The organism is Luteimonas sp. TWI382 (genome assembly GCF_039674545.1).
Classification (GTDB): domain Bacteria; phylum Pseudomonadota; class Gammaproteobacteria; order Xanthomonadales; family Xanthomonadaceae; genus Luteimonas.
Map to the genome: position 1 here is coordinate 48,123 of NZ_JBDJNS010000023.1, position 13,409 is coordinate 61,531.

The following is a 13,409-nucleotide window of genomic DNA, read 5'->3' on the forward strand; positions in this document are numbered from 1 at the left end:
TCCGGCGATCGCGCTCGGGCTTGGCGCCTGTGGCTGCGTCGTGGTGCGGGCCAATGACGCGGCTGCGCGGCCCCGATGCGCCGCTGCGCGCCTGGTTCGCCGCCCAGGGTTGGCGTCCGGCGCCGTTCCAGCGTGAGGTCTGGCGCCGGTATCTCGCTGGCGAGTCGGGCCTGTTGCAGACCCCGACCGGCAGCGGCAAGACGCTGGCGGCTTTCGGCGGGCCGTTGCTCGAAGCGCTGGCCGCGCGTCGGCGCGCGTCCGGCCGAGCACCGGCGGCCCCGGTGAAGCGCCCTGCGCGCGGTGGCAAGGACGCGGCGCGCAGGCTGCAGGTGCTGTGGATCACGCCGCTGCGCGCGCTTGCCGTCGACACCGTGCGCGCGTTGCGCGCGCCGATCGAGGCGGTCGGCCTGGACTGGACGGTCGCCATGCGCACTGGAGACGCCAGCGCGCGCGACCGTCGGCTGGCGCGCAGCGGCCAGGCCGAGGTGCTGGTGACCACCCCCGAATCGCTGTCGCTGCTGCTGTCCTATGCCGACACCGCGCCGCTGCTGGCGTCCGTGCGCTGCGTGATCGTCGACGAATGGCACGAACTGCTCGGCAACAAGCGCGGCGTGCTGCTGCAGCTGGCGCTGGCGCGGCTGCGTCGGCTCGAACCGGCGCTGCGCATCTGGGGCGTGTCGGCGACGCTCGGCAATCTGGAGCAGGCGCGCGATGCGTTGCTGCCGCATTGTCCGCAGGCCCAGGTGGTCGCGGGCGTGGCGCCCAAGCGTTTCACGCTCGACACGCTGCTGCCCGGCGAAGACGAGCGCTTTCCGTGGGCCGGCCATCTGGGCCTGGCGCAGCTGCCGCGCGTGCTCGAGCGCTTGATGGCCGAGCGCACCAGCCTGCTGTTCGCCAACACCCGATCGCAGGCCGAACTGTGGCACCGCGCGCTGTCGGCGGTATGGCCGGAGGCGCCCGAGACACTGGCGCTGCATCACGGCTCGCTCGACCCGAAGCTGCGGGCGGCCGCCGAGCAGGGCCTGCGCGCCGGCAGCGTGCGCTGCGTGGTCGCCACCTCCAGCCTCGATCTGGGCGTCGACTTTCCCGCCGTCGACCAGGTGCTGCAGATCGGCAGCCCGAAAGGCGTGTCGCGGTTGCTGCAGCGTGCCGGGCGTGCGCGCCACCGCCCGGGCGAGGCCGGCCACGTGGTCTGTGTGCCCACGCATGCACTGGAGCTAGTCGAGTACGCCGCCGCCCGCGCCGCCGTTGCCGCGGGCACCATCGAATCGCGTCCGCCGCCGGTGCTCAGCCTCGATGTGCTGGCCCAGCATTGCGTGACGCTGGCACTGGGGGGCGGCTTCGAGGCCGATGCACTTTACGAGGAGGTCCGCAGGACCCATGCATTTCGCACGCTCGACCCGCTGGCCTGGCGCGCGGTGCTCGATTTCATCGTCCAGGGCGGCGCGGCGCTGGCGCATTACCCCGACTTCCGCCGCGTGGTGCGCGGCGAGGACGGGGTCTATCGGGTCGAGGACCGGCGCATCGCCCTGCGCCATCGGCTGTCGATCGGCACGATCGCCAGCGACGGCGCGGTGCGTGTGAAGCTGCTGCGCGGTGGTGGACTGGGCTCGGTCGAGGAAAGTTTCGTCGGTCGGTTGCGACCGCACGACCGGTTCCAGTTCGCCGGCCGCACGCTGGAGCTGGTGCGGCTGGAGGACATGACCGCGTACGTGCGCGTGGCCAAGGCGGGCAGCGGCACGGTGCCCAAGTGGCAGGGCGGACGGATGTCGTTGTCGGGCACGCTGGCGCACGAGGTCGAGCGTCTGTTCGCCGGCCCGCGCGATGCGCCGGAATTGCGCGCGATCGGTCGGCTGCTGGACCTGCAGCAGCGGCTGTCGGCGCTGCCGGCGCCGGGCCGCCTGCTGGTGGAATGGATCCGCGCGCGCGGTGCGCGGCACCTGTTCGTGTTCCCGTTTGCCGGGCGTCAGGTGCATGAGGGCCTGGCCGCGCTGCTGGCGCTGCGCTGGGGGCGCCTGCACGCCAACAGCTTCTCGTTCGCCGCCAACGATTACGGGTTGGTGCTCTCGCCGGCGCAGGAGGTCGAGTTGGACGCGCTCGATGTCGAGACGATGCTCTCGCCCGAGGCGCTGATCGACGACCTGCGCGAAAGCCTGAATCTGGCCGAGCTCGCCCGCCGCCAGTTCCGCGACATCGCCCGCGTCGCCGGTCTGCTGCCGCCGTCGCTGCCCGGACGCGCGCCGCGCTCGATGCGCCAACTGCAGGCCTCCAGCGGCCTGCTGTTCGACGTGCTGCGCCGGCACGACCCCGATCACATGCTGCTGGCGCTGGCCGAGCGCGAGGTGTTTGCCGCGCAACTGGACGTGGTGCATCTGCGCACCACGCTCGAGGACTGCAGTGCCCGCAGGCTCGACCTGCACCCGCTGCGGACGTTCACCCCGCTGTCGTTCCCGCTATGGGCCGAGTCGATGCGCGGCCAGCTCAGCACCGAGGACTGGCGCACACGCGTGCAGCGCGCCGCCGCACAACTGGAGCGGCGCAACCGTGGCTGACGGCACTCTGGAGATCGAGATCGGCGGCGAACCGCTGCGGCTGTTCGCCGAGCGTGCGCTGCTGTGGCCGCGGCGGCGCACGCTGGTCGTGGCCGACGTGCATCTGGGCAAGGCGCAGCACTTTCGCGAGGCCGGCATCGCGCTGCCGCGGGGCGGGACCGAGCACGACCTCGAACGGCTCGACAGGCTGATCGAAGCCAGCGGCGCGACGCGACTGCTGGTGCTCGGCGACCTGCTGCACGCGGGTGCGCGCGACGCGCCATGGCGCGCAGCCTGGCAGGCCTGGCGCGCCGGCCATCCCGCGCTGTCGGTCGACCTGGTCGGCGGCAATCACGATCGCGCCTTGCGCGCCGCGCCCGAGCTGGCGCGCACGCTCGGCCTGCGCCTGCACGGCGCGCTGTTGCACGAGCCGCCGTTCGCGTTCGTGCATGACGTCGACGACGCGGTTGCGGCCGATGTCGCGGGCTACCGCCTCGGCGGACACCTGCATCCGGTGGTGCGTCTGCCGGGCCTGCCCCGCTTGCCGGCCTTCGTATTCGCGCACGATGCCGGCCTGCTGCCGGCGTTCACCGCGTTCGCCGGCGGCCTGCCGATCGCACCATCGCCGGGCCTGCGTCTTTATCCCTGCGCGCCGGGGGCGGTGGTGGCGCTGCCGGCGTCGCTCTGAGCGCATCCGTCGCTGGCCTCCATCCGCTGGCTTGACGGCGACCGTAGCCGGGCTGGCATGATGGCGAGCCCATCGACCGGATGTTCGGCGGGAGCGGCCTGCGCGGGGAGTGTGGGCTGGCCAGGACACAGGAGTGCTTCGCCGACATGCCCGAATTCGTCGCCACCGCGCTCGGATACCCCACGCTCGTCTACAGCGTGCTGTTGGGCGTGTGCGCGCTCTACTGGCTGATCGCGGCGCTGGGATTGGTGGACATCGGTGGCCTCGATCTCGACCTCGACCTGCCCGATGGCGCGGACGCGCATGGACTGGCTGGCGTTCTGGCACGGCTGGGACTGGACCGGCTGCCGATCATGCTGGTACTCACGCTGGTCGTCTTCTTCGGCTGGTTCTGCACCTACTTCATCCATCTGTTCCTGCTCGCGCCGCTGTGGGGCTGGCTGCGCTGGACGCTGGGCACGCTCACTGCGCTGCTCGCACTGCTGCCGGGCGCACTGCTGACCACCGCGGCGCTGCGACCGTTGCGGCGCTGGCTGTCGAAGTTGCAACCGGTCGCCGAACCCTCGCTGCTGGGACGGGTGGCCGTCGTGCGGACGCCGCCGGTGTCGGCGTCCGCCGGCATGGCCGATGTCGACGACGGCGGTGCCGGCCTCGTCCTGCAGGTGCGCGCCGAAGGGGCCCATGTCCACCGCCGCGGCGAACGCGTGGTGCTGGTCGAGTTCGATCCTGTGGGGCATTGCTACCGGGTCGTGCCCAAAGCCGATTACCGTCACATCTGATCCGTACGGTCCGCGGAATGCGGACCCCAAGCGAAGGAGAAACACCCGATGAGTGTCGCCACGCTCGCCCCGTTCCTGATCGGCCTGGGCATCGTCATGGTCGTGCTGCTCGGCGCGGCCGGCCTGTTCAAGGCCTTCTACAAGAAGGTCGACCAGGGCACCGCGCTGATCGTCAACGATATGAGCACCCAGCCCAAGGTGCGCTTCACTGGTGCGCTCATCATCCCGGTCCTCTACCGCGCCGAGCTGATGAAGATCAGCCTGATCACGCTGCAGATCGACCGCCGGGGCAAGGAGGGGCTGATCTGCCGCGACAACATGCGCGCCGACATCGCGGTGGCATTCTACCTGCGCGTCAACGAGACCCAGGCCGACGTGCTGCGCGTGGCCAAGGCGCTCGGCGCCGACCGGGCCTCGGACAAGCATGCGGTCGATGAACTGTTCAACGCCAAGTTCTCCGAGGCGCTCAAGACCGTCGGCAAGAAGTTCGACTTCACCGACCTGTTCGAAAAGCGCCAGGAGTTCCGCGACGAGATCATCGCGGTCATCGGCAACGACCTCAATGGCTATGTGCTCGAGGACGTGGCGATCGACTACCTCGAGCAGACGCCAAAGAGCGTGCTCGATCCGTACAACATCCTCGACGCCGAGGGCATCCGCAAGATCACCGAGCTGACCGCTTCGCAGAACGTGGTCACCAACGAGCTCGAGCAGAACGAGCGGTTGGCGATCACCAAGAAGAACGTCGAGACGCGGGAGGCGACCCTGTCGCTCGAACGTCAGCAGGCCGAGGCCGAGGCGCGCCAGCAGCGCGAGATCGAGACCATCCGCGCGCGCGAGGAAGCCGAGACCGCGAAGGTGCAGGAGGAACAACGCCAGGTCGCCGAGAACGCCCGCATCGAAGCCCAGCAGCTGATCGACATCCGCGAGGAGAACCGCCTGCGCGAGGTCGAGGTCGCAGCGCAGAACCGCCAGCGTGCGGTCGCGATCGAGGCCGAGCGCGTCGAGCGCGCCCGCCAGCTCGAGCAGGTCACCACCGACCGTGAAGTGCAACTGCAGGGCGTGGAGCGCGACAAGGTCGTCGAGCAGGGCCGGATGGATGTGGCCAACATCACCCGCGAACGCATCGCCATCGACAAGACCGTGGCCCAGGAGGAGGAACGGATCAAGGAAGTGCGCGAGGTGTCGGAGGCGGACCGTCTCAAGCAGGTCACGATCCTCGACGCCGAGGCCAAGGCCCAGGAGGCGTTGGTGCGTCAGGTCAAGGAGGCCGAGGCGCGCGAGACCGCCGCGCGGCACCGTGCGGTCGAGGTCACCACGCTCGCACAGGCCGATTTCGAGGCGGCCGGCAAGCAGGCCGAAGCCAAGAAGCTGCTCGCCGAAGGCGTGCGCGCCGAGCGTGCCGCGCCAGGTCTGGCCGAGGCGCAGGTGCAGGAGGCTGGTGCGGTCGCGATCGAGAAGGTCGGCGTTGCCGAGGCGCGCGTCATCGAGGCCAAGGCGGATGCCAACCTCAAGCAGGGGACGGCGGAGGCGCGGGTGCTGGCCGAAACCTTGTCCGCGCAGGCCCAGGGCGAATCGCAGATGGGTCGTGCGAAGGCCGAAGCGGTCGAGTCGATCGGCAGCGCCGAGGCCACCGTGGTCGAGAAGAAGCTCTCGGCCGAGGCCGAGGGGCTGACCCGCAAGTTCCAGGCGATCGACGCGCTCAGCGATACCGCGCGCGGTCACGAGGAGTTCCGCATGGCGCTCGACACAGGGCTCCGGCAGGCGCTGGCGTCGATCGAGGCGGGCAAGGAGATCTCGCGCGAGAATGCCGAGGTCATCGCCAGCGCGCTGCGCAACGCCGATATCGATCTGGTCGGCGGTGATGGCGGCATGTTCGAGAACCTGGTCAAGGCGGTCTCGCTGGGGCGGTCGATCGAGGGCCTGGCCGGCAAGAGTCCGATCGTGCAGGACCTGATGCAGCGCTACCTTGGCGTCGCCGCCCCCGGTGCCGACACCGAGCGCCGCGCGCTCGTCGAGGACGGCGCGGCCTGAGGCCGCTCCGCAACGTCGCCGAGGCGGTCATCGGCCGCCGGTGACGCGCCGCGATCCACCGGGCATGCCACTGCGTATGCCCGTCACAGCGCAGGATGAGTCGCGATGTCAGAACCCACGCCCGACGCCGGGCAGCAGACGCCCACGACGGCCAGCCACGTCGACCAGGCAGTCGCCCAGGGCGGCGCCTACGAGGTGCTGCGACGGCGGCTGGCCGAGCAGGGCGCACGCCTGCGCGCGTTGGCCGAGTCGCTCAACGCGCGCCGACTGCAGACGTTCGGCGACAGTCGCATGGAGGTCGTTGGACGTTTCCGCATCCGCACCGAGAACAACTGCGTCGGTCGTGACATCGTCCAGGTGCTCGGCGATCACCTGCTGTTCGGCTACAACGTCTATATCGGCCTGCGGACCCAGACCCGCGTCGAGGATGTCTTCGCGCTCTACCGCCTGACCGAGGAGGCGGACGGCTACGACGTGGTGCCGGTCGATCCGGCCGGCAGCTTCCTCGGCGATGCCGGCTTCGTTCGCGACTTCGGCGAGCTCTACGCGTACTACAAACACGCCCGCCTGCTGCAGCTGATCGTGCGCGAGGGCCGGTTGCTGGCCGCCTTCCAGATCGGCGAACGCAGTACCGACGTGCGCGTGTTCCGCTGGCAGATCGCCAACTCCGGCGAGCTGCGTTACCTGGACGCGCGCGGCGAGCGCGACATCGCGCTGCCGCCGCCGTTCGACTTCGAGTGGACTCGCGCGACCCGTGAGTTGGCGGTCGACGGGCGCCACCCGCATCTCAACATCCTCGACACGATCTTCGTGGAGACCACCGGCGGCGACTTGACCGTCAAGATCGAAAACAACACGCAGACCGGGCAGGGGATCTATGCCGAGGCGGTCGAGGACCGCACGCAGTCGATCGACGATGCCACCTTCGATTTCGCCCAGGTCGGGTCGCTGATCCTGCTCAAGGTGCTGCCCTACCGCGAACAGGCTTGGCGTGGGCTGATCTACAACACCCTGACCGGCACGATCGTGCGCAACGACGCCATCGTCCAGGCCTGCGTGCAGTTGCCCGAGGACCACGGGATCATCTTCCCGGGCGGTTACTACCTGCAAAGCGGCGAGCACAAGGCCTTCGATGCGCAAATGGACGGTATGCAGTTCAAGCGCGCGATCCGCTCGCCCAACGGCGAGGACGTCATGTACGTCTTCTACGATCGCGAGGCCGGGCGCTCGGCGCTGTTCGTCTACAACACGATCCAGCGCGCGCTGCAGAATCCGGTGTTCGGCCACGGCTACGCGATCCTGGCCGACGGACGCATGGTGCTGTTCCATGCCGAGGGCGATGCGCCGACCCGGATCCATCCGATGCAGGTCTGGCAGACGCCGTTCACCAGCGACGAGTACGCCGCGCGTGCGCCCACGTCCAATAGTTTCATGGGCCGCATCGGCAATCCCGAGCTGGTACGCGGCATCTCCAATCTGTTCGATCTCGCGCGCGAGATCGACGGCCGCGAGGTGTCGGTCCAGCGCTACCAGGTGCTGGTGCACAACGCCCGGCGCATGTTCGACGCTCACCACTGGCTCGAGGACGAGGCGAGCGAAGGGGCCGGGCCGTTGCTGCACGAGATCGCCGCGACCGGTGAGTCGGTGCTCGACGAGTACGAAAAGGTCGAGGGGATCCGGCAGCAGTCCGACCGTGCAATGCGCGAGGCCGAGGCCGAGCATCGCACGTTGCTCGGGCGGCTGCAGACCGACGACTGGGATCGGATCGAGGACTTCGTCGAGGCGCTCGGTGCGATCGGGCGACTGCGCGGCCACCTGCTGACGATCCGCGACCTGCGCTACATCGACACCGCGGCCATCGACCGCATGGGCGAAGCCCTGCAGGCGGCCCAGGACCGCGTGGGCGCCGCGACGGGCGCCTTCCTGGCGGGTGAGACCGCATTGCAGCCGCTGGCCGAGCGTCTGCAGGTGCTCGACGGCGAGGCGCAAGCCGCGCAGACCGCGCGGGCGCTGATCGAGCGCATCGACGCGATGCAGGCGTTGGCGGGCGATCTGGACATGCTCTCGGAGTTGATGGCCACGTTGAAGGTCGACGATGCGACCGAACGCACGCGGGTCGTGGAGGCGATCTCTGGACTCTACGCCCGGCTCAACCAGTCGCGCGCGCGCGCCGAGCAGCGTCGACGCAGCCTAGGCTCGGCCGAGGCCGTCGCCCAGTTCGGCGCGCAGTTCGCGCTGTTCGGGCAGGCGATCGCCGGCGCGCTGGCGCTGGCGACCGATCCCGAACGCGCCGACGAGCAGCTGTCGCGGCTGACCGTGCAGCTGGAGGAACTGGAAAGCCAGTTCGGCGAGCACGAGCAGTTCCTGGCCGACATCCTCGCCAAGCGCGAGGAACTGGTGGAGACGTTCGAGGCGCATCGGCAGGCCCTGCTCGACGATCGCCAGCGCAAGGCCCAGGCGGTATTCGATGCCGCGGCGCGCATCCTCGACGGCCTGCCGCGGCGAACCGAGCGGTTCGTGAGCGCCGATGAGCTCAACGCGTTCTTCGCCGGCGATGCGCTGATCCTCAAGTTGCGCGAACTCGCCGGCCGGTTGCGCGGCTACCGCGACAACGTCAAGGCCGACGATGTCGAGGCGCGCCTGAAGGGCGTGCGCGACGAGGCGGTACGCAGCCTGCGCGACCGCAGCGACCTGTTCGAGGGCGGTGGCCAAGTGATCCGGCTCGGGCCGCGGCACCGCTTCAGTGTCAACGTCCAGCCGCTGGATCTGACCATCCTGCCGCGCGGCGACGGCCTGGCGGTGCACCTGACCGGGACCGACTTCTACGCGGCGATCCACGACGCCGAGCTCGACGCGCTGCGCGACTACTGGCAGGTGACGTTGGATTCCGAATCGCCTTCGATCGCGCGGGGCGAGTATCTGGCCGGACTTGTACTGGAGGCGGCGATCGCCGGCCGCGACGATCTGCGCCTGGAGGGCTTGGTTGCGCAGGCTGGCGACCCGGAAGCGCTCGAACGTACCGTGCGGACCTTCGCCGCACCGCGCTATCGCGAGGGTTACGAGAAGGGCATCCACGACCGCGACGCGGCGCTGATCCTGCGCGCGCTGCTGCCGCTCTACGCCGGCGCCGGCCCGCTGGTCCACCCGCCGGCGGCACGCGCGCTGGCGATGCTGTTCTGGGCGCGCGCGGGCGATGACGGCGACGTCGCGCAGTGGCCGGCGCGCACCGCCGGTGCACTGGCGATCGAACGTCTGTTCGGCTCCACCGACGGTGTGGACGCGCTGCGCGCGGAGATCGCCGAAGCGCTGTCGGGATTCCTTGCACGACACGCGCTGCCGATCGATCCGGCGTTGGCCGTGGGTGCGGCGACATACCTGATCGACGAACTGCGCGACGGCGATCCGACCTTCGGCATCAGCCACTACGCCCGACGCCTGGTCGACGCCCTGGGCGAGGCGCTCGATGCGGCCGACCTGGCCGCCGGCTTCGACACATCGCTACAGCGTCTGGCCGAGCGGCCGTCGGCGCAATGGGCGTTGGCGGCGCAGTGGCTGCACGGCCTGTGCGGCGATCCCAAGCACGCGTCGCTGGCCGGCTACGTGCCCGAGGCGATCGTGCTGCTGCTGGCCGGCCGCACGCTGCGCCACCGGGTGCGCGAGGCCACGCTGATCGCCGAGGTCGAGGGCTTGCTCGGCGAGCACCCGAGGATCGAGGACGGCCGCCTGCGGTTGGCGGTCGACGATTTCCTGTCGCGGCTGCGCACGCACCGCGAGACCTTCGTACCGGCGTTCCACCGCTATCAGGCGGTGCGCCAGCGCATCGCGACACGCGAACGCGAGGCGCTTCGGCTGTCGGAGTTCAAGGCGCGGCCATTGACCTCGTTCGTGCGTAACCGGCTGATCGACGAGGTCTATCTGCCGCTGATCGGCGACAACCTCGCCAAGCAGATGGGCACCGTCGGCGAGGACAAGCGCAGCGACCTGATGGGCCTGCTGATGATGATCTCGCCACCCGGCTACGGAAAGACCACGCTGATGGAGTACGTGGCCAGCCGGCTCGGCCTGGTCTTCATGAAGATCAACGGGCCGGCGCTCGGCCACGAGGTGCGCTCGCTCGATCCCGACCAGGCGCCCGATGCGACCTCGCGCCAGGAACTGCACAAGCTCAACCTCGCGCTGGAGATGGGCAGCAACACGATGCTGTACGTCGACGACATCCAGCACACACATCCCGAGTTCCTGCAGAAGTTCATCTCGCTGTGCGACGGCACGCGCCGCATCGAAGGCGTGTGGCAGGGTCGCACCAAGACCTACGACATGCGCGGGCGAAAGTTCTGCGTGGTCATGGCCGGCAACCCCTACACTGAATCGGGTGAGGTGTTCAAGATTCCCGACATGCTTGCCAACCGCGCCGACATCTACAACCTGGGCGACGTGCTTGGCGGCATGGAGGATGCGTTCAAGCTCAGCTACATCGAAAACAGCCTGACCTCCAACCCGGTGCTGGCACCGTTGGCCACGCGCGACATGGCCGACCTATACCTGCTCGCCGACCGCGCAGCGGGCAAGGAGGTCTCCACCAACGACCTGTCGCATGCCTACAGCGGCGCGGAGGTCAACGAGATCGTCGCCACGCTGCAGCGACTGATGCAGGTGCGCGACGTGGTCTACCGGGTCAACCAGCAGTACATCGCCAGCGCCGCCCAGGCCGACCGCTACCGCACCGAGCCGGCGTTCCGGTTGCAGGGCAGCTATCGCAACATGAACAAGCTGGCCGAGAAGATCTCGCCTGTGATGAACGCCGCCGAGTTGCAGCAACTCATCGCCGATCATTACCTGGGCGAGGCCCAGCTGTTGACCACCGGCGCCGAGGAGAACCTGCTGAAGCTGGCCGATCTGCGTGGCACGATGACCGAGGCCCAGGCCGCACGCTGGGCGCAGATCAAGCGCGATTTCCTGCGCGACAAGGCGATGGGGGGCGACGACGCCGACACCGGCGCGCGCGTAGTCGCGCAACTGGCCGACATCGCCCAGGGCCTGCAGGCGATGGGCGGCGGCGAGCCACCCCCGGCACCGCCGCCGGCGCCGTGGCAGGACATTCTGGGCGCGCTGCAGCGTATCGCCGAGCGCGGCGTCGACGCGCCAACCGTGCGAAGCGAGCCGGCCGAGACCGGGTCGGCCGCGATGCACGCCGCGATCGCGCCGCTGCTCGAGCGCTTCGGCCAGTCGCTGGCCGGACAGGCCGGCCTCAATGCCGCACTCGCGCAGCTGATCGAGTTGCTGCGGCTGCGCGCGGCGGCGAACGACGCCGGGCCTGCAACGACACGGTCGCGGCGCGAGCGCACGCCCGCCGAGCGCCGGCTCGACGAGGCGCTCGACCAGTTGGGGCTGCTGGACGGGCGCCGGGAGACGCCGCCCGAATGAGCCCCCAGGCGCCGCATGACCCAGCGCAGACGAGCCGGACGGCGGACCGGGTCCGCGCCGCGATGGCGCACGGCGCCTCGGCACTCGCCGCGTTCGATGCGATCGACATCGAGACTGCGCTGGAGGCCGGTCCTCCGGCCCAACTCGTCGAGCGCCTGCGTGCGGTGCATCTGGCGATGCGCGCGGACGCACCGCGCGCCCTGCGCCGTAGTGCCGGGTTGCTCGGACGCCTGTTCGGGCGAGACGTGACGTTGCAGGCCGAGGCCAGCGCGCTGGCTGCACGCCTGGGCATATTGCTGCGCGATGCCGATCGCGCCGCTGACGTGCTGGCCGCGCATCTCGACGGCCAGCGCGCCTGCCTCGACCGGGTCGAGGCCGCGCTGGCGGCGCTGCGCGGGGCTGCGGCGGGCGCCGGTCCGGCGGTCGACGAAGCGGATGAGGCGGCAGGCCTGGCGCTCGACCGGCGCCGGCAGCATCTGCGCGACGTGGCGGAGGCGCATGCGCTGAGCGCGCGCCAGCTCGCACTGCTGCACGCGCAGGGCCTGTCGCTACTGGACCGCTACCGCAACATCCGCGAGGTGCTGGTGCCGGTGTGGCGCCAGCGCGCCCTCGGGACGGGCGCCATCGACGGCGTCGTGCACACCGAGGCTGCCGCGGCGATCGAGGCCGAGATCGCTGCCGAACTCGCCGGCATGGCCGCTACACTCGACCCACGGCCGTCCGACCGGGCCGCCGATCAGGAGACCGCCGCATGAGCCAGGACACCCCCGACCACGCCCTCTTGCCCGCCGCCGGTGTGCTCGATGATGCCGCGCTGCAGGCCCTGGGCCTGACCGCGGACGACCGCAGCGAGATCGCCGCGGCCGGCAAGGCGCTTGCGGACATCTCGCCCGGCAATCTGCACGTGTTCGGCCGCGAGGCGGCGAGCAAGACGGCCGCCTTCTCCAGCCAGTTGCTCGACCAGGTGCGCAACAGCGACCTCGACGCCTCCGGCGACAAGCTCGGCGAGGTGGTGCGCATCGCGCGCGGCCTCGACCTGGGCAGTGTCGCCGGGCGTTCGAAGCTACCGGTGATCGGCCCGCTGATCGACCGGCTGCGTGGCTCGCGCGACGAATTGGTGCAGAAGTTCAGCACCACCAACCAGCAGATCGAGCGACTGATGCAGGACATCGGCCGCCAGCAGGACGGCCAGCACCGGCGCGTGTCCGAATTCGACCGCATGTTCGACATCGTCGTCGAGGAGCGCCGCGCGCTGGGCGTCCACGTCGCGGCGGGCAGGCAGCGCCTGGCCGAACTGGCCGAGGACCTGCGCGCGCTCGATGGCCTCGACGACCCGCAGTCGCGTACCCGGCGCGCGGAGATCGACAATGCGGTCCGGTTGCTCGACAAGCGCGTCGGCGACCTGGCGGTGATGCAGCACGCCGCCGAGCAGTCGCTGCCGATGATCCGCTTGATCCAGGCCAACGCGATCCAGCTCATCGAGAAGTTCAACACCGTCCGCAACGTCACGATTCCGTCGTGGAAGCGGCAGTTCGCGATCCAGCTGTCGCTGGGCGAGCAGAAGAACGCGGTCGCGCTGTCGAATGCGATCGACGACGCGACCAACGAGTTGATGCGCCGCAACGCCGATCTGCTGCGCGAGACCTCGGTGGGGACGGCGCGCGCGAACCAGCGTGCGGTGATCGACATCGCGACCCTGCGCCACGTCCACGACCAGCTGATCCACACGGTCGAGGAAGTCCGTCAGGTCCATCGCGAAGGCATCGAGCAGCGCCGGCAGGCCGAGGGCGAGCTGGCGCGGTTGCGCGAGGACGTCCAGAAGCAGCTGGCCAAGCCCGCGCTGGAGGTCTGAGCGCCGTTCGCAAACCGGTCCGGCACCGGGGTGGGCGGGGGATATAGAGTAGAGAAAAATAAAAAAAAAACCCCTTGGTGGGTAAAAAACCCACAACTCGG

The 13,409-nt window shown here is 70.0% G+C and carries 7 protein-coding genes; all 7 read left to right on the forward strand.

From position 1 onward, the window contains the following. Positions 1–53: 53 nt before the first annotated feature. The 7 genes from ABE505_RS13475 (at position 54) to ABE505_RS13505 (ending at position 13,308) form a co-directional block, all read left to right on the forward strand. Positions 54–2,552 (forward strand): ligase-associated DNA damage response DEXH box helicase, encoded by a 2,499-nt coding sequence (locus ABE505_RS13475; protein WP_346446217.1) that lies wholly within the window; start codon positions 54–56, stop codon positions 2,550–2,552. After that, on the forward strand, positions 2,545–3,219 hold the full coding sequence (pdeM, locus tag ABE505_RS13480) for a ligase-associated DNA damage response endonuclease PdeM (protein WP_346445107.1): 675 nt from the start codon (positions 2,545–2,547) through the stop codon (positions 3,217–3,219). The genes ABE505_RS13475 and pdeM overlap by 8 nt, the downstream gene beginning before the upstream one ends. Before the next feature lie 146 nt (positions 3,220–3,365). Next, positions 3,366–3,998: a hypothetical protein gene (locus ABE505_RS13485; protein WP_346458285.1), complete on the forward strand. Its 633-nt coding sequence runs from the start codon at positions 3,366–3,368 to the stop codon at positions 3,996–3,998. 48 nt (positions 3,999–4,046) lie between these two features. Further along, a complete protein-coding gene (locus tag ABE505_RS13490) occupies positions 4,047–6,032 on the forward strand; it encodes a hypothetical protein (RefSeq protein WP_346445109.1) in 1,986 nt (661 codons plus the stop codon). Positions 6,033–6,137: 105 nt separating this feature from the next. Beyond that, positions 6,138–11,456 (forward strand): DNA repair ATPase, encoded by a 5,319-nt coding sequence (locus tag ABE505_RS13495; protein ID WP_346445110.1) that lies wholly within the window; start codon positions 6,138–6,140, stop codon positions 11,454–11,456. Then, positions 11,453–12,211, forward strand: a complete 759-nt coding sequence (locus tag ABE505_RS13500; RefSeq protein WP_346445111.1) for a hypothetical protein — start codon at positions 11,453–11,455, stop codon at positions 12,209–12,211. The genes ABE505_RS13495 and ABE505_RS13500 overlap by 4 nt, the downstream gene beginning before the upstream one ends. Then, a complete protein-coding gene (locus ABE505_RS13505) occupies positions 12,208–13,308 on the forward strand; it encodes a toxic anion resistance protein (protein WP_346445112.1) in 1,101 nt (366 codons plus the stop codon). The genes ABE505_RS13500 and ABE505_RS13505 overlap by 4 nt, the downstream gene beginning before the upstream one ends. Positions 13,309–13,409 lie beyond the last annotated feature (101 nt).

Excerpts from the sequence above, each read along its gene's own strand:
- ABE505_RS13475 (WP_346446217.1), top strand. The coding sequence starts at position 54 with ATGACGCGGCTGCGCGGCCCCGATGCGCCGCTGCGCGCCTGGTTCGCC.
- ABE505_RS13485 (WP_346458285.1), top strand. The coding sequence starts at position 3,366 with ATGCCCGAATTCGTCGCCACCGCGCTCGGATACCCCACGCTCGTCTAC.
- ABE505_RS13490 (WP_346445109.1), top strand. The coding sequence starts at position 4,047 with ATGAGTGTCGCCACGCTCGCCCCGTTCCTGATCGGCCTGGGCATCGTC.
- ABE505_RS13495 (WP_346445110.1), top strand. The coding sequence starts at position 6,138 with ATGTCAGAACCCACGCCCGACGCCGGGCAGCAGACGCCCACGACGGCC.
- ABE505_RS13500 (WP_346445111.1), top strand. The coding sequence starts at position 11,453 with ATGAGCCCCCAGGCGCCGCATGACCCAGCGCAGACGAGCCGGACGGCG.
- ABE505_RS13505 (WP_346445112.1), top strand. The coding sequence starts at position 12,208 with ATGAGCCAGGACACCCCCGACCACGCCCTCTTGCCCGCCGCCGGTGTG.